The organism is Pedobacter frigiditerrae (genome assembly GCF_032678705.1).
In the GTDB taxonomy this organism is placed as follows: domain Bacteria; phylum Bacteroidota; class Bacteroidia; order Sphingobacteriales; family Sphingobacteriaceae; genus Pedobacter; species Pedobacter frigiditerrae_A.
The window spans coordinates 741,532-760,201 of the sequence record NZ_JAVTSS010000002.1; the positions used below are offsets into that span (position 1 = coordinate 741,532).

General features: G+C 35.8%; 12 protein-coding genes. 4 read left to right on the forward strand and 8 right to left on the reverse strand.

Annotated features, from left to right (window positions below):
* Positions 1 to 100: 100 nt before the first annotated feature.
* A complete protein-coding gene (locus R2Q59_RS13845; RefSeq protein ID WP_316785910.1) occupies positions 101 to 1,684 on the forward strand; it encodes an ABC-F family ATP-binding cassette domain-containing protein in 1,584 nt (527 codons plus the stop codon).
* A 68-nt stretch (positions 1,685 to 1,752) separates the two neighbouring features.
* Here the strand turns inward: R2Q59_RS13845 and metG are convergent, their stop codons facing one another.
* On the reverse strand, positions 1,753 to 3,861 hold the full coding sequence (gene metG, locus R2Q59_RS13850) for a methionine--tRNA ligase (RefSeq protein WP_316785911.1): 2,109 nt from the start codon (positions 3,859 to 3,861) through the stop codon (positions 1,753 to 1,755).
* 38 nt (positions 3,862 to 3,899) lie between these two features.
* On the opposite strand from metG, the gene R2Q59_RS13855 reads away from it, so the two are divergent.
* Positions 3,900 to 4,799: an LD-carboxypeptidase gene (locus R2Q59_RS13855; RefSeq protein WP_316785912.1), complete on the forward strand. Its 900-nt coding sequence runs from the start codon at positions 3,900 to 3,902 to the stop codon at positions 4,797 to 4,799.
* Position 4,800: 1 nt separating this feature from the next.
* Complete coding sequence (locus R2Q59_RS13860) at positions 4,801 to 5,208, forward strand: DoxX family protein (RefSeq protein ID WP_316769988.1); 408 nt, start codon at positions 4,801 to 4,803, stop codon at positions 5,206 to 5,208.
* A gap of 86 nt (positions 5,209 to 5,294) precedes the next feature.
* Here the strand turns inward: R2Q59_RS13860 and R2Q59_RS13865 are convergent, their stop codons facing one another.
* The 3 genes from R2Q59_RS13865 to R2Q59_RS13875 all read right to left on the reverse strand — a co-directional run bounded on the left by R2Q59_RS13865 (position 5,295) and on the right by R2Q59_RS13875 (position 12,788).
* Entirely contained in the window at positions 5,295 to 6,731 is a 1,437-nt protein-coding gene (locus R2Q59_RS13865; RefSeq protein ID WP_316785913.1) for a RagB/SusD family nutrient uptake outer membrane protein, read from the reverse strand.
* Positions 6,732 to 6,743: 12 nt separating this feature from the next.
* A complete protein-coding gene (locus R2Q59_RS13870) occupies positions 6,744 to 9,848 on the reverse strand; it encodes a TonB-dependent receptor (protein ID WP_316785914.1) in 3,105 nt (1,034 codons plus the stop codon).
* Between the two features lie 456 nt (positions 9,849 to 10,304).
* A complete protein-coding gene (locus R2Q59_RS13875; RefSeq protein WP_316785915.1) occupies positions 10,305 to 12,788 on the reverse strand; it encodes a M14 family metallopeptidase in 2,484 nt (827 codons plus the stop codon).
* A 92-nt stretch (positions 12,789 to 12,880) separates the two neighbouring features.
* Here R2Q59_RS13875 and R2Q59_RS13880 point away from each other — a divergent pair, with 92 nt between their 5' ends.
* Positions 12,881 to 14,179 (forward strand): UDP-N-acetylmuramoyl-tripeptide--D-alanyl-D-alanine ligase, encoded by a 1,299-nt coding sequence (locus R2Q59_RS13880; protein ID WP_316785916.1) that lies wholly within the window; start codon positions 12,881 to 12,883, stop codon positions 14,177 to 14,179.
* Between the two features lie 53 nt (positions 14,180 to 14,232).
* On the opposite strand, the gene R2Q59_RS13885 is transcribed toward R2Q59_RS13880, so the two are convergent.
* From R2Q59_RS13885 to R2Q59_RS13900, 4 genes are all read right to left on the reverse strand, one after another.
* Positions 14,233 to 15,423 (reverse strand): thioredoxin family protein, encoded by a 1,191-nt coding sequence (locus tag R2Q59_RS13885; protein WP_316785917.1) that lies wholly within the window; start codon positions 15,421 to 15,423, stop codon positions 14,233 to 14,235.
* A gap of 80 nt (positions 15,424 to 15,503) precedes the next feature.
* The gene (locus tag R2Q59_RS13890; RefSeq protein ID WP_316785918.1) at positions 15,504 to 15,977 is read right to left on the reverse strand and encodes a gliding motility lipoprotein GldH; all 474 of its coding nucleotides are present in this window, start codon (positions 15,975 to 15,977) and stop codon (positions 15,504 to 15,506) included.
* 4 nt (positions 15,978 to 15,981) lie between these two features.
* Entirely contained in the window at positions 15,982 to 17,475 is a 1,494-nt protein-coding gene (locus R2Q59_RS13895) for a regulatory iron-sulfur-containing complex subunit RicT (protein ID WP_316770003.1), read from the reverse strand.
* Between the two features lies 1 nt (position 17,476).
* Entirely contained in the window at positions 17,477 to 18,625 is a 1,149-nt protein-coding gene (locus R2Q59_RS13900; RefSeq protein ID WP_316785919.1) for a hypothetical protein, read from the reverse strand.
* Positions 18,626 to 18,670 lie beyond the last annotated feature (45 nt).

Sequence of the window (18,670 nt, forward strand, 5' to 3'; positions counted from 1 at the left end):
CATTAAAACATCATCAATGTAGGATTAATTTCTTTTCGCGAAAAATCAAGAGAATCCGTTCAAAGGGATTCTGTAATTATTCATTCTTAAGAAAGAAATTATGCTTCAACTACAAGGTGTTACCTACATACACCCCAATAGAGATTTATTGTTCAGTAATATAAATCTCAACATAAACAAACACGATAAAATTGCATTAATCGGTAATAACGGCACTGGGAAATCTACTCTTTTAAAAATCTTGGCAGGAAAACTAAAACCTACTACTGGCTTATTAAGAACCGCTGAAGACCCTTATCATGTTCCACAACATTTTGGTCAATATAATAATTACAGCATTGCTGAAGCACTTCAAGTTTCCGATAAATTAGCTTCGTTAGCTGAAATTTTAAGTGGCAATGCAACTGAGGAAAATCTAACCGTGTTAAACGACGATTGGACAATTGAAGAGCGTTGTGCAACAGCATTGGCTTATTGGAACTTATCTGATTTAGATTTGAAACAACCTCTAGCAACACTAAGTGGCGGTCAAAAAACCAAGGTATTCCTTGCAGGGATTATTATTCATCAGCCTCAGTTGGTTTTACTAGACGAGCCCACCAATCATCTAGATAGTTATAGCAGAAATATATTTTACGAGTATATCAAATCTACTAAAAACACCTTAGTTGTGGTAAGCCATGATAGAACTTTACTTAACCTGCTTAACTCCGTTTGTGAGCTTAGTAAAAACGGCATAGCAAGTTATGGAGGAAACTATGATTTTTATACGACGCAGAAGACAATAGCTACAGAAGCCACGAATCAGGTGCTAAAAAACAAAGAGAAAACCCTCCGAAAAGCGAAGGAAACAGAAAGAGAATCAATAGAAAGGCAGCAGAAACTAGATGCCAAAGGGAAGAAAAAACAAGAAAAAGCAGGGCTACCTACTATTTCGATGAATACCCTTAAAAATAATGCGGAGAGAAGTACAGCTAAAATGAAAGGTGTACATACTGATAAAATAAGCAACATAACTGAAGAGCTACATCAACTCCGTTTAACCATCCCCGATAGGGATAAAATGAAGGTGAACTTTTTGGATTCGGATCTTCATCAAGGTAAAGTTTTGGTTAATGCAATCACTGTTAATTTTGGACATGAGCATCGGTTACTTTGGAAAAATGACCTAAGCTTTCAAATTAAAAGTGGAGAGCGAGTTGCGATAAAAGGGATAAATGGCTCAGGAAAAACAACTTTAATCAAATTGATATTAGGGCAAGTAAAACATACATTAGGAACAATAGACAGCCTTGTCACTAAAGTAATATATATCGACCAAGACTACTCTTCAATAAACAATCAATTCACTGTTTACGAACAAGCTCAAAGTTTTAATGTGGCTTTAAGAGAACATGAGGTAAAAATTAGGCTCAGTCGTTTCTTGTTTACAAAGGAATATTGGGATAAACCTTGCGGTGCACTTAGTGGCGGTGAGAAGATGCGTTTGATACTTTGTTCATTTACCATTAACAATAGCGCACCTGATTTTATCATTTTAGATGAACCTACCAATAACCTAGATATTCAGAATTTAGAGATTTTAACGGATACTATAAATCAATATAAGGGCACACTGTTAGTGGTTTCTCATGATGAATTCTTTTTGGAGCAGATAAATATTGAAAAGACTATCAATCTTTAGTGAAGGTTTGTTTCATAAAAAAGCCTTGCAGTTTTCACAGCAAGGCTTCTTATATATTCAATTCCGCATTACCTTATCACACTTCCATTATCAAACTTAGTTGTTGGAGATACAAAGGTTAATTTACCTTCGGCATCTTCTGCCATTAAAATCATTCCTTGAGATAGAATTCCTTTAATTTCTCTTGGTGCAAGGTTAACCAATAAACTCACTTGTTGTCCGATTATTTCTTCAGGCTTGTAATGTTCGGCTATTCCAGAAACAACAGTTCTTTCATCTAATCCTGTATTTACCGTAAGCTTTAACAGCTTTTTGGTTTTATCTACTTTTTCAGCTGCTGTAATAGTTGCCACGCGAATATCCATTGCACCAAACTGGTCGAACGTGATGTTTTCTTTTGCTGGTACTACAGTTGCATTTGCTTGCGCATTAGCAGTTTTACTGTTATTTAACTTGTCTATTTGCGCTTGTACTTCCTCATCTTCAATTTTTGCAAATAACAAGGTCGGTTCATTTAATTGGTGACCGCGAGCTAATAAATCAAGGCTTCCTGCGTTTTCCCATTGGTGACCGCCATAATTTAACATTTTCATTAATTTATCGGCTGTAAACGGCAAGAATGGCTCAATTAAAATCTCAATATTTGCTGCAATTTGAAGAGAGATATGTAAAATGGTTCTTACCCTATCTTCGTCAGTTTTAATCGCTTTCCAAGGCTCTGTATCAGCTAAATATTTATTACCTAAACGAGCTACATTCATCACTTCTCCTAAGGCTTCTCTAAATCTGTAATTTTCTATAGAAGCGCTAATTTTAGCCGGATAAGCAGCTAATTCATCAATTACAGCTTGGTCTTGCTCGGTAATTGTCATTAACATTGGCACTTTGCCATCGAAATATTTATGGGTTAATACGGTAACTCTGTTAATAAAGTTCCCTAAAATGGCTACTAACTCATTGTTATTACGAGCTTGAAAATCTTTCCAAGTAAAGTCATTATCCTTTGTTTCTGGTGCAGTAGCGGTTAATACGTAACGTAATACATCCTGTTTATCTGGAAACTCTACCAAATATTCATTTAACCAAACTGCCCAGTTTTTAGACGTCGATATTTTCTGACCTTCCAAGTTCAAAAACTCATTAGCTGGAACATTATCTGCTAAAATAAATCCACCATGTGCCATTAACATTGCAGGGAAAATAATGCAATGAAATACGATATTATCCTTACCTATAAAGTGAACTAGTTTAGTAGAATCATCTTTCCAATATTCTTCCCAACCACACTTATCATCTTCCATTGGGTTAATGTAATACTCTTCAGCTTTTGGATTCCAAACGTCTAATGTAGCGTAATTGCAAAGCTCTTTTGTCGCAGAGATGTAACCAATAGGTGCATCAAACCAAACATATAAAACCTTGCCATCAGCGCCTTTCACTGGCACTTTTACACCCCAATCTAAATCTCTTGTCATCGCCCTTGGCTGTAAACCTGCATTTAACCAGCTTTGGCATTGACCATAAACATTTGGTCGCCATTCTTTGTGACTTTCGATATAGCTTCTTAATTGCCCTTCATATTTATCTAAAGGTAAAAACCAGTTTTTGGTTTCCTTTCTTACAGGAGGTTCTCCGGAAAGGGTAGATTTTGGATTGATTAAATCTGTTGCATTTAGTGTACTTCCGCAGTTCTCGCATTGGTCGCCATAGGCATTTTCATTGCCGCATCTAGGGCAAGTACCTGTAATGTACCTATCTGCCAAGAAAGTTTGTGCTTTCTCATCATAATATTGTTCGGTAACTTCTTCTGTAAAAACACCTTCATCATGTAACTTCTTAAAAAAAGCAGATGCTGTTTGGTGGTGAGTTAAGGATGATGTACGATGATAAATATCAAAAGATACGCCGAATTCCTTAAAAGAATCACCAATAATTGTGTGGTATTTATCTACCACTTCTTGTGGCGTAATTCCTTCTTTTTTGGCTTTTAAAGTAATTGGCACTCCATTTTCATCAGAGCCACAAATAAATTTTACATCCCTTTTATTGCTACGAAGGTAACGCACATAAGTATCTGCAGGCAAATAAACACCCGCTAAGTGACCAATATGCACTGGACCATTAGTGTAAGGCAAAGCTGCCGTTACCGTATATCTTTTAATTTTATCGTTATCCAAAACTATTTATTTATTTTGCAAAGATATTGATTTTACCTATGATAAAACAGCCATCCTATTTAAAAAAGGGCGATAAAATTGCGATTGTCTGTCCGGCTAAAAAACTACCTAAATCTATTGATGGCGCCATTGAAACCCTTAAAAGTTGGGGTTTGGAAGTGGTTATTGGAAGCACCGTAAATGGGTCTTACCATCAGTTTTCCGGAACAGATGAAGAAAGGGCGGCAGATTTACAGCAGTTTTTAGATGACAAAAGCATTAGAGCCATTATTGCTGCTCGTGGTGGTTATGGTACCATCCGAATTATAGATCTGCTAGATTTTACCATCTTTAATGAAGAGCCAAAATGGCTGGTTGGCTTTAGTGACATTACCATTTTGCTTTCTCACGCATTGGCGGATTTAAAGACTCAAAGCATACATGCACAAATGCCTTATACTTTTGACACAAGTACGGCTGAAGCTTTGGAAAGTTTAAGAAAATCGCTTTTTGGAGAAGAGTTATCTTACAGCTACTCCAGCGAGTTTAACAATAAAGTCGGTAAAGCAGAAGGAATTTTAATTGGCGGAAATTTAAGTTTGTTAATCGCTATAGAAGGTTCTGTTTCTGAAATGAATTATGATGATAAAATTCTTTTCTTGGAAGATGTTGGTGAACATGAATATTCCATTGACAGAATGATGCGCCTTTTGAAAAGAAAGAGCAAACTCGACAAACTAAAGGGGTTAATTGTTGGTGCTTTTAATGAGATAAGCGAAGAAAGTATCCCTTTTGGGCAAACGCCTGAAGAAGTGATTTCGGAGTTGGTTAAAGAATTTGATTACCCAGTTTGTTTTAACTTCCCTACAGGACATATAGATGATAACCGAGCGATGGTAGTGGGTAAAACAATTTCTCTTTCTGTAGCTAAAAATGATGTACAATTAAACTATTTATAACATGGCAATTTTCGATACTTTAGGTAAATACCGCAATACGGGATTATTAATTTTAAGAATTGGTTTAGGTGTAATGATGATGGTACACGGTTTACCAAAAATTATGGGTGGTCCAGATGGTTGGACAAAACTTGGCGGAAGCATGAAAGTAGTTCACATAGATTTCTTACCTATGTTGTGGGGCTTTATGGCCGCAGCTTCAGAAGGTATTGGCGGGTTTTTATTGATTTTAGGTTTATTCTTCCGTCCTGTAAATATGCTTTTGGTTGTTACCATGATTATTGCCTCATTAGTTCATTTTGCCAAAGGCGATGGATTGGATGGAGCTGGTCATGCGATAGAATTAGGCATTGTATTTTTTAGCTTGATTTTTATTGGCCCAGGAAAGTATAGCATTGATAAGAAGTAGCGAGAATAACTATATATATTAAAAAGCCCAGTTTACATTTGTAAACTGGGCTTTTTTATTTAATGAACTAATCTAGTTCGGCATTATTAATTTGCGTATCCTGGGTTTTGTTGAGGTTTCAATGACGGATTAGCATTTAACTCAGCCTGAGGAAGAGGGAATACCAATCTATTATCTCCTACTGGAAGATTTAAAGCCACCCAATGGCCATTTGTAGCTGTTCTCACGATAGGTGTTTTTGTTCTCAACAAGTCAAAGAATTTGTGACCCTCACCATATAGTTCTTTACCTCTTTCTGCTAAAATTTCATCAATTAATGCTTGCCCAGTATTTAATGAAAGAAGAGTGCCTGGTATAGCTCTAGCTTGTATTGCTTGTAAAGCTAGTTTAGCGGCTGGCTCATTAGCTACACCTAATCTAGCCTCAGCCTCTGCTTCAATTAGATACATTTCTGATGAACGAATTAAAACAGTGTTAGTTGCAGCAGATGATCTAAAGTCAAATTTGTTAATTAAATAACCTTCTGGACCTCTCCTTGCGCCAATTACGCCATTTACAAGAAACTGTTGTCTACGGATGTCATTTGTTGCAAATGAATTGAAGAATGCGTCATTAGCTCTAAAGCTTGAATATCCGATATCATAAGGATCATAGAATGAATGAACGTTAAGGAAACCTTGGTTATCATCAGTTCTAACATTGATAGCATAAATCCATTCTGATGTAGGTGCAGCAAAACCAGTTAATAAAGCTGCGCCAGCACTTAAAGGCTTACCAACTCTAGCCAATTTAGCATACTTACTTGCTTCAGCATAGTTACCCATAGTTAAATAGATCCTAGCCAAATAACCTTGTACAGCACCTTTTGTAAACCTATAGACGCTAGTTTTTGTAGTTGGGATATTCGCTTCTGCAAATAACAAATCAGTAAGGATTTGGGCATATACTTCTTTTACCTTGCTTCTTAAAGGAGGTACATCAGTTGGGCCTAACGGTGCCAAAACCAATGGAACGCCTAAAGCTTCAGGATCAACTGTATAAGGTTTACCATACCATCTTACTAAGTTAAAATAAGCTTCAGCTCTCAACGCTCTAGTTTCTGCCAAATAAGCAGTTTTTTGAGCCGCTGTTAAAGGAGAAGTTGGAATATTAAATTCAAATTGATTACAACCTGCAATGATTCTATAAGCTTGTGTCCAATAAGCCAGAGGCTCGTTAGAAGTATAAGTTTGCGAAAATTGGTAACCTACAACAAAACGGCCATAATTACCTGCGCCACTAACCACTAATACATCATTTCCCTTAATATCAGCAGTTAAGATCATATCATTTGTATATGAACTTAATGTGGTTAAGTCATAAAGTCCTGTTAATGCAGAAGCAATTCTTTCAGGACTAGAAAATGCCTCACTTGCTTTGATTGAAGTAGTTGGTGCAACCACCAAAAACTCCTTTTTACAACCTGTAGCTATTGTTGCTAATAATAGGGCTGTATATATTGCGATTTTATTTATCTTTTTCATAATTATCTTATATTAAAATCCAACAGTTAATCCAACAGAAAGTGTTTTAATGTTAGGTATTTCATTATTGCTTGTACCATTAATTGCTTGTTCAGGATCCATACCTTTGTGCTTAGCTAAAGTGAAAGGATTTTCTGCCATGATAAATAAACGAGCACTTCCTAATTTCGCTTTAGTAGCCCAATCACTTTTGAGTTTATAACCAAGAGTGATGTTTTTTACTCTGATATAAGAACCGTCATGTAAATACCTAGTAGAAGCACTATTAGACAAATCCGTGTTCACAGGAACAAATCTTGGAATAGTTGAAGATGTATTTGTTGGTGACCAAGCATTTAATACCTCTCTAGACAATTGCTGTCCAGGAGTAATACCATTATGTGTTAAAGTTTGTTCAAGCGCATCATAAACTTTGCCTCCATAAGAGAAATAAGTGAAAACGCTAAAATCAAATTCTTTATAGGTTAATGTATTGTTAAAGCCACCAAAGAAATCTGGTAGTGATGAACCGTGTGTATTATATAACTTTGCACTTGCATAAGTTTTGGTAGTAATCTTATTTCCATTTGCATCATCCATATACCACATTGCTCTACCATCAGTCTGGTCTATACCTGCATATTCTCTTAGATTCCATGCATAACGGTCTCCACCAACTTTAAGATTATATTGACCATCTCCAACTTCAGCTTGAGTTAATTTTTTAATCTCATTATTATTAGTTGTTAGGTTAACCGATACATTCCAGTTGAAATCTGAAGTAACAATTGGCGTACCTCCTAAAGTAAACTCAAATCCTGAATTGTTAATCTCTGCTAAATTGGTATTCAAAAGAGCAAACCCTGTCATTCTGGTTAATGGCTGCGCAAATAATAATCCTTCAGATTGTTTCTTATAATATCCTAACTCTCCATTAATACGGCGATTTAAGATTGAAAACTCAATACCAATGTCTTTAGTGTTATTTCTTTCCCATTGTAACGCATTATTTTCTAGCTGACTATAAACCGCCGCACCCTGACCTTCATAGGCACCTGTTAAAGAATATAATCCTTGTGCTGCATAACGACCAATCTTATTGTTACCAGTAGTTCCGTAACTTGCTCGTAGTTTTAATTCATTGATAAAAGTTAAGTTGCTCATGAACTTCTCCTGAGAAATTCTCCAAGCCCCACCTACAGAATAAAAATTACCATATTTTTTATCAGGTCCAAAAACAGAAGAACCATCACGTCTAAAAGTAGCAGACAAGTAATATTTATTCGCAAAATCATAATTTAATCTTGAGAAATAAGATGCAAATCTTTCTTCAGTAACACCAGAAGTAGTTCCTGAACCTGGAAGTGCAGCATTACCTAATTCTGTTTGTCCAGCAAATGAAAATCCTGTTCTCTCGGCAGAAAAAGTATCGTATGTATTCTTGAAAGATTCTTGACCCAATAAAACATTGAAGTTATGACTACCTATGCTTTTATCATAAGTTAAGGTATTGATATAGGTCGTAGTTATATCTTCCTTAGAATAGCGATATGCTCTACCTTTTACACCAACTCCATTACCATGCTCCAAATTGTAGAATTGGTTTTCTCTTACACCGGTGTAATCTAAACTCACCATTGATTTTGCAGTAAACCCATTCAAAAATTTAATTTGAACGTATGGAACTGAAGTGATACGTGTAGTTTTAGAAAGGTATTGATCCAATTCATTTAATCCAACTGGATTAAAATCAGGAGAAACAGGGTTAACATAGTTATATACAGGCTTGCCATTAACATCATAGGTCACATTACCATTTGCATCTCTTACATATAATGAATAGATGTTTGAGTTAATGTCCGCAAAACGTACAGGGTTAGCACCGCCACCTGCACCTGCAGGAGTGTTCTGGATTGAATTTGCTAAAGTATTATTGATACCAAAAGAGATTGATTTGTTTACATCACCAGAGAGGTTAAACTTACCTGTAAATCTTTTAAAATCTGAACCAATTACTATACCTTTCTGATCGAAATATCCACCAGAAACATAATACTTTAGTTTTTCAGTGCCACCACTAGCAGAAATATTGGCGTCTTTAGTAATACCTTTTCTTAAAACAGCATCTCTCCAATCCGTGTCATAAAGTAAAGCAGCACCTGGTGCAAGTGCCCCACCTCCAACAAATGGATTTAAGGTATTAAAAGGATTTACACTTAACTTAGTTCTTGTATTTGTATTTGCAGTAGTTGCAGCTGCAGCCGGAGTTGCTCCACCTGCAATTGCTGTTGCATAATAGCTATTGAAATATAATCTGTAATATTCCTCAGCATTTAAAGTTTCATGTTTATCAACTGCTTGAGAAGAAAAACCACCAGAAACACTTGCGCTAAATTTAGTTACTCCGGCTTTTCCTTGTTTAGTAGTAATCAAAACTACGCCGTTGGCCGCTCTAGATCCATAAATAGCAGATGATGAAGCATCCTTCAGGATAGTAACAGATTCAACATCATTTGGATTTAATGTTGCCAAAAAATCTGCTGTTTGAGCAACACTCGTTAAGTCTGTACCTGTAGGCGATACAACAACTCCATCTACCACATATAGTGGCTCAGCAGATTGTGTAATTGAACCAATACCACGTACACGAATTTGAGTTGCTGCACCTGGCTGACCAGACACACTACTTACCTGCACACCTGCTGCGGCTCCTTGTAAAGACTTTTGGAAAGATGTAGTAGGTCTGCTTTCAAAGTTTTTAGCTCCTACAACTGCTGCAGAGCCAACAAAACTTTCTTTTTTAACAGTACCATAAGCAACTACCATTACTTCTTGTAAGTCGTTTGTACTATCTTCCAATGTTGCGTTAACAACATTATTTGTTCCAATTGTTAATGATTGATTAGCATAACCCAGTGAAGAGAATTCTATTATTGTAACTGAAGCAGGAACACTAATACTAAATGTACCATTTGAACTTGTGCCCGTTACGGCGTTTGAACCTCTGCCTTTTACAGTTACACCAGGGACAGGCAAGCCTGTTTTGTCTTTAACTGTTCCAGTAACCGTTCGGTTTTGTGCAAATGCCACAGAAAATAGCAAAGACAAAACGAGAAGGCTTTGTAAAATTTTTTTCATAAATAATTAATTTTGTGTGAAAAATTGGTTGTTTTTGGCGAAATTTTAGATCATTTCATTTGAAATTGATTGAGAATTATCCTCTATTAAATAGATCGATTAAGGCGAGTTTCGTTCCCTCCACGCCTAATTCTTGCCGCCTTTTAAAGACGACAATTCTTGCATTGGTAGTTTATTTTAAATAAAGTATTAAGTTAATTAACCACAAGTTTCCGAAAAAAATGTAGCTAAAACAAATTTTATGTAACATTTTTAACACAACATAAGGAGAATTATTACCAAAAAATTAAAATTCATTAAAAACTCATAAATACTTATTTACAACATTTTAATGTTAAAGTCAGTACTAAATCGATAAAGTTTAAATAAGCTTTGTCGATTTTATCTATTAGCAAAATTAGATGTGACAATAAAAATTTACAAAAGGAAGACTTTTCAGCTACGAAAATCTCATAGTTAATTCACCAAAAACAAAGCGTTTGTAAACATTTGTTTTCCATTCTCCCAAAAAGAGCGGAATAAAACATCTGTTCCCAAATAAATGATACTTCCTCTGCCTGATTCTTGGACACCATAAAGTAAACCAGTAGCTAATTTCTTTTTCACCTTTTCTCCGGCAACACCTGCTATATAACTGTTGGCTTTTAAGGTACCTACATTCCAACCGTTTTCTAAAGGTTCGTAAATTTTCTCATCTGTTTTTAAAGTATAGTAGAATCTCCCTAAGCCCAAAGCTAACGGATGTGTTTGGTCTATAGAAACTTTATATATAGCACCGGGAATAGAATTTTGTAAATCATCTTTATCTTTCTCCGCATACCTTCTTTCATTTACATCTTTGTCTTTTTTCTCTGGATATTCTTTCTTCTTGATATCAAAAGGTCTTTTACCAACTAATGAGCTAATCGCATCTTCCATCAATATCAATTTACCTCCTGCGGTAATCCAACCTGATAATTGCTCTGCTAATTTTTCAGTATATGTTCCATCAGGGAGAATTAAGGTGTTGATTTTATTAATGTCTAAAAAGCCCGCACTTTGAACACTTATTAAGGTAATTGGATAATCCAATTCTTGCTCAAAGAAATGCCAAACCTCTCCAACACCCTGAGAAGAAACTTCTTGGCCGGTTACTACGGCAACTTTTGGCATTGTTAGCAGTTTATACACAGAAGAACCAAAATCCTTTCCTTTTTCTACATAACCACTTGCTATTGGATATAATGAAACGTTATTACCTTTTGCTATTTCCGAAAGAATCTTACTGAAATCTTTGATAATCTTCTCATTTTCTGTTCTGTAAACCAATAAAGAACCCGCAGGGTAAACCTTTCCACCAATAGTAAATGCTTCTTCCGCAATGCGAACTTTAATTTTTTGTTTTTGTAGGGCAATTAAAGTTTGTGCATCCTTAATAGAGTTCCATGGCATTACCCAGGCATAAGGTTTTGCAATGGCGGGTATACTTTCTTTTTTCTCTTCAATGAAAGTGTATGTACCGGTTATGGCTTCTTTAAGAGCATAAGCATTTAGTCCGTATGCATAAGGTAAAGCCCAAGCAGTAATATCATAGGTGTTAGAATCTGTAACCATTGTTTGTGGTTCAAAGAGTACATTTGCCAACACAGAGCTAGGCTGCTGCAAATTCACAATCAAGTCGTTTCTTTCTACTTTAAAATTCTCCAGCTTCTGGTTTTCGTAATTGTAGCCATTTAAAGTTCTATCAGCTCCAAAAGAAAACGCAACATGATTTCTTTTTAAAAGCTCTGCCATTTTACGCAAACGCTCGATGTTTTGCGCTTTAACAATGTATGTTTTATAAACTCCAGGAGGAGTAGTGGCACTTTGCTCGAAATATTTTTTGAACTCCGTCAGCAGCTTTTCACTGTGTGTAGATACAGTTTCCAATGTAGCTATTGAAGTAGTAAAATGATGGTCGATTCTATCTTTTAAGGTCAAGGTATCTCCGTCAGATGTAATCACAGCAAGGCCAGCTCTAATTCCACCTTGCTCATAAGTCATTCCTATGGCACCATTATATAAAGGATAGGTGTCACCATAAGATGGATATAGTAAATCGAAACGTTCCTTAGTAAAATATTGCCATCCATTCTCATCAAAGTATTTAGCATTATTTTTTCCGACAGTAACTTGAAACTCTCTTTGCCAAGTTGTAATGTCTTGATGAACTGGTTCTGCTGCAGGAGCAAAATAATAAGGTTCGTTATAACTTTGTTCGTGAAAATCTACGTGAACTTGTGGCATCCAATTATGATAAGCTACCAATCTCTGTTGTGTCTCTATTTGTGTTTGCCAAGCCCAGTCTCTATTTAAATCGTAGTAATAATGATTAGGCCTTCCTCCTGGCCAAGGTTCGCTATGCTCACGAGCAGATGGGTCTGGATTTGGAACAACTCCACTTACCATGTTAAAATTACTTACATATCTCTCTCTTCCATCAGGATTTAGGCAAGGGTCGATAATCACAACTGTGTTCTTTAACCAATCCTTAACATTGCTTTCCTTTGCCATTGCTAATGTATAAAGCACCCTCATTGACGTTTCAGTTGAGTTAGCTTCATTTCCGTGTACATTATAGCTTAACCATAAAATGGCTGGTTGTTTGGTTGCTTTTGCAGATTTATCTGCATTAGATAAAGCCAAATTATTGGTTCTAATCTGTTCTAACCTATCCATATTTGAAGGATCAGAAATTACCGCTAACAATAACTCTCTTCCCTCATAGGTTTTTCCATAAACCTGTAATTGAATGTTTTTATTCGCGGCTGCTACCTTTTTAAAATAATCAACCACTTTTTGATGTGGTGTAAATTTACTACCCAATGGATAACCTAAAAATTCATCTGGTGATGGAGTTTGGGCTAAAACATTGGTTGTACCTAAGCAAACAAATAAAAGATAGAGCAGGTAATTTTTCATATAAAGGGAATATTTACCAATAATACTAAAAAGAATAGTTGTATTTGTCTTTGCATTTGTAATTTTACGATTGAATTTATCCGCATTGCGCAATGGCAAATACCGAACAGCTTTATAAACACTATTTAAACCATCCCATAATTTGTACAGATACAAGAACCATTACAAAAGGTTGTTTGTTTTTTGCCCTTAAAGGTGAAAATTTCGATGCCAATACTTTTGCCTTACAAGCGATTGAACAAGGTGCTGCTTTTGCTATTATTGATAATGAGGAATATGCTAAAAACGAACAATGTATCTTAGTTTCTGATGTTTTAACTTCTCTGCAAGATTTAGCCAGACATCACAGAAAACAACTAAAAATTCCTGTTATAGGCCTAACAGGTAGCAATGGAAAAACAACTACAAAAGAGTTAATAAGGGCGATTTTAGCAGAGCGATTTAAAACTTTTGCAACAAAGGGAAACTTAAATAATCATATTGGTGTGCCATTATCTATCTTGTCTATGCAGAGCGATGTAGAAATTGCTGTGATAGAAATGGGCGCAAACCATCAAAAAGAGATTGAGTTTTTGTGTGAGCTAGCGCAACCAACTCATGGCTTAATTACCAACGTGGGCATGGCACATTTAGATGGCTTTGGCGGTTTTGAAGGTGTGAAAAAAGGTAAAGCTGAATTATTTGCTTATTTGAAATCGCATCATGGTTTTGCATTTATCAATCGCAATAATCCTTATTTATTAGAAATGAGTGAACGTGCCGATTTGAATAAGGTAGTTTATTATGGTACTGAAAAAGAGAATGCGGTAAGCGGAGAATTAAAACATAGCGACCCTTTAATTGAATTTGATTGGAGCACGAAAGGAAACAACTATGCCGCCAAAGCAAATCTTACCGGAACTTACAATTTCGAGAATATTCTAGCGGCAATATGTATTGGGAATTTCTTTGAGTTAACACCTTCTCAAATCAATAATGGCTTGGCGAATTATTTTCCTACTAATAATCGCTCTCAATTAACAAAAACAGATAACAATACGGTAATCTGCGATTTTTACAATGCCAATCCAAGTAGTATGACTGCAGCTTTAAATAACTTAAAATCTTTAAGTGCAGCACACAAAGTTGCCATTATTGGCGATATGTTTGAACTAGGTGCAGAAGGGCCAGCACAACATGAAATGGTAGTTAAACTTGCTGTTGAAAATGAATTATCAACCCTGTTTATAGGCAAAAGCTTTTTTGAGTTTAAAGATAAATATGCTGGTCAGTTTTTTAGCACACCTGCCGAAGCATCAGACTACTTAAAAGCAAACCCAATTAAAGATAAACTTGTTTTATTAAAAGGAAGTAGAGGAATGGCGCTGGAACAGTTGTTGCCATTACTATAGAATTTTAATTTGTCCCACAGATTTTGGAGATGCCGCAGATTTGGCGCCTAATTTTATGGTTTCTCGTTCATCCTTGCTAGCGCAGATTTAATATCTTCCTTTACATTTTCTGGCGTATTAACATCTAGAATCATTTTGTTAGCAATTGCCTTAAATTTGTCTAGCTCTTTAGCTTTTATGTAAATAATTGCCTTTACAAAATCTTTCATATAAGCCACTTTTGTTTCAAACTGTATTGCTTCAAATTTTTTCAAAATTGGGTCTAGTTTTGCTTTTTCCAAAAGAATTGGCCCCATATTCATCATTGCATTACAAATCTGATCAATAGTTACTTTGCTTGGTGTATTCTCTATCAAGAGGCCTAATGAAATTATAGCATCGTCAATCTTATCATTATCCAAACCATACTGTGCTTTAAAATAGTGCAATACAAAAAAAGCTTTCAATGGAATATATTTATCCAAAATAGTTTTTACTTTATCAAAGTCGAGTTTTTCAGCATCTCCTTGTGTTTTATCTGAAATAGCGTAATCTATCGTTAATCCAATTATACGTTCTTCAAAATCTGCTTTAGTATATTTACCTGAAGTAGTAATCTTCGCTTCGCTTTTTGCCAAATAAGCTAGCGTTTTTTCATCTGGCAACATATCGATTGGACCCATTATTAGGTCGATTAAATCGTTATTACCTAAAATATCTGCCTGTTTCGCTAAATAATCTGAACCTAATTGATCAAAATCTTCATCTTCAAATGCAGCTGCTTGTTCAGCAAATTTTAAGAATTGGGCATTGCTTAATTCTAGGGCTTTCTTTTTTAAAGTATAATATTGCGTATTGGGGTCTTTAGCATTTTTACCAAGGGTTACAAAATCATTTGCTTCTTTAAAGCCCACCGCTTTGTGCAAAATTGTTCCTTCTGCATTAATGAACATTAAGTAGGGATAAGCCGTAACCATATATTTTTCTGACAATGTTTTCCCTTCTCCCTTTTCCATGTCATATTTTACATTAATGAAGTTAGCGTTGTAATAATCAGCAACTGCTTGATTTTTATAGGTTTCGGCATCCATACTTTTGCATGGGCCACACCAAGTTGCATAACCGTCTAAGAAAATCATTTTATTCTCTTTTTTGGCTTTTTCTAAAACACTTGCCCAAGTTGGGTTATCTAAAAATGTAATTTCGGCAGCAGAAACTGATGCTGATATAATGAAAAGGCAAATTGCCGTAAATAATGATCTCATCTGAATTGATTTATGCTTTCTGTATTAACTATTGCAAAGTAGCATTAATGATAGCAGTTTTAAATACCTATAAATGGGTATTATTTTACCTGTGCTTTAGCCACCGTTATTCCAGCATCACTGATACCAGTTAATGGATTATCACGCATATTTTGCTCTATTTCTATTTGATATTTGCCTGGTTTCGCAAAGCGATAATTGGTTAACAATGGAAAATTATAGGTAAAAAGGTCTCCAGAACCCTTACCTAGCCATTCGCCATCAGCTTTTGCCAATTTATATTGATAACGATTATTTCTATTTAAGCCATTTCCTTTGACATGAACAATTACATAGATATTTGAATAGCGATAATCAGCCGTATGGCGAAGCTTGAAATACAAGTTATAGGGTTCGTTGATGTCTTTAATCTCTACGGTTGCCTTCACACTTTTTGCGTAAGCCCAATTATTTTCTGGCATTGCCTGATTGGTATCCACTAAATTATCATTAGTACAACCAGCTAGCAAAATGCTAAATACTGTCAAAAAAAATACGAATCTTAATTTATGCATTATACTATTCATCGCCTTTTGGGGCACTTGGAGCTTGGTCTGTTGGTTTTTTCTTATTACGGTTTTTATTCCTGTTCTTATTTTTGTTTGGTTTTGGTCCATTTGGATTAGTTACCTCACCACCCTCTGCAACAGGTTTTTGAACAGCCTGATTTAGATTCGGTTTCTGAGGCTGTGGCCTTTGTTGTTGTGCCTGAGGTGGTTTATTTTGTTGAACAGGTTTATTTGGGTTCTGTTGTAATGGCCTGTTTTGTTGCGCAGGCTTTGGCTGTTGAGGTCGTGCTTGTTGTGGCGCATTTCCTTGAGGCTGGTTCCTGTTCCTATCGTTCCTGTCGTTATTACGGTTGTTCGGATTACCGTTACGGTTATTGCGATTGTTATTGTTACGGTTTTTATTCCTATCGTCTAGTCTTGTTAAACTATCCTGACCAACAACATTTTCATAATCGTGAACTTTTTCTACTACCGTAGTGGTTTTCAGTTCAACAGCTTCATCCTTTAAATTAACTGGTTTTTCGCCTTTTTTATTCATCGCCATGATTTCTTTTACACGGTCAACTTTTAAAGGAATCCAATCTTCTTGATTGGCGTAACTAAACCACATTAATTTTTTAAAGATGTCTGTTTTTTGGTGACGAGCTACGCCAACTTCCGTTTGCAAAGCCTCAATACGGTCTGGAATATCTTTTAAGGCATCCAAATAAGTATCTAACTCATAGTTTAAACAGCATTTTAACTTACCGCATTGTCCAGCAAGTTTTAATGTATTTAAAGAAAGGTTTTGATACCTAGCAGCAGCCGTAGAAACTGTTTTGAAATTAGTTAACCAAGTAGAGCAACACAATTCGCGACCGCAAGAGCCAATTCCGCCTAAACGACCCGCTTCTTGACGCATACCAATTTGGCGCATTTCAATTCTGATACGGAAGGTTTCTGCCATTTTTTTAATCAGCTCCCTAAAGTCTACACGACCTTCTGCTGTATAAAAAAACGTAGCTTTTGTTTTATCTCCTTGGTAATCTACATCGCTAATTTTCATCGACAAACGTAAATCTAATGCCAAGGTACGGGCTTTATGCATGGTTTCCCATTCCATATCCTTCGCTAATTTCCATTTATCAACATCAGCTTCTGTAGCTTTACGATATATTTTACGGGTAACTTGGTCTAGTGGTGTTTTGCGACGTTTCATTTGCATGCGCACCAACTCTCCCGTTAAGGAAACGTGGCCAATGTCATATCCGCCAGTTGCGCCTTCTACCGCAACCAGTTCACCAATTTCTAGGTAAATGTTATCGTTATTTAAAAAGAATTCTTTTCTAGCGCCTTTAAATTTTACTTCAACAACTTGAAAAGGTATATAATTAGATGGCATATCTAAATTCGATAGCCAATCGTGTACTTCCATTTTTTGGCATCCGCCGGTAAGGCATGAGCCATTACTTTTGCAACCAGAGGGAGCGCAACCGCCACCTGTAGAACAACTTCCACATCCCATATTAATTGTATATATGTTGAGTCCCTTTCGGGAACGTTTTAAACTTAATTATTTTAACTAATTGTAAAGATACATCTAAAAACAGAATTTTTGGATTCGCATTCCTTTCAATGTGGTAATGCGCCTTCTCTAATTCGTTAATTAATGCCTCTACCATTCCCAAATTTAACACATGGGTAGATAATTTTATAGCTACCTCTAATGTCTGGTGAGGCAGTTTAACCAAGTCATCAGCTCCGCTTAACAGCAAGCTACATTCGCGTAAAAAGTTGATGCCATAATTTAAAAAATTCTTCTGATTTTCTCTTCCCCATTTGGCTGCTTCATCAGTAAAATCTATCATTGCAGGCACTTTATTGCCAAAACCCATGCGCAACCATTCGGCAAAGTAACCCGCGTTATTATTGGGCGTATCTTGTAACATTGCCTTGGCTTCAATCAAATTTCCATCAGCCAAAAAGCTATATTCGGTTGCTTGGTTTTCTGATAAATTTGCCTTTTTAACCAAATAATCCTCAACCTCGTTATCTGGTAATTTAGGGATTTTAACAATCTGCGTACGCGATAAAATAGTCGACAAAATCTGTTCTTGATTTTGAGCCACTAAAATGAATAAAGTATTTGGAGATGGTTCTTCAATAATCTTCAACAAGGCATTTCCTTCTCTATCTAAAAATTCTGGCAACCACATGATTAAAACTTTTGTGTCTGCCTCAAATGCTTTGTAGCTTAATTTTTTGATGATATCATGACACTCGGCAATGTTAATGTTTGCTTGTTTATTCTCTGCACTTAGCTTTGAACGCCAAATATCCAAATTAAAATAAGGGTCTTCTAACAACAAGCTCCTCCATTCTTCTAATACATCAACCGCGATTTTTACAGAAGCTGAAGCAAAAAATGGATACGAAAAATGTAAGTCGGGATGGATGTATCTTTCGTACTTTCTACAAGATGAACACTCTCCACAACTGTCTGTAGCAGACCTATTTTGGCAATTTAAATATTGGGCATAAGCAATCGCCAACGGTAAAGCACCGCTTCCCTCTGGCGACAAAAACAATTGTGCGTGACTAACCCTGTTCTCTACAACGGTTTGTATCAATTGTTTTTTAATGTCTTCCTGACCGATTATCTCTTTAAACTGCATTGGTGCAAAATAAGAAATAGATGTGAGAAATGGTATAGCGTATTG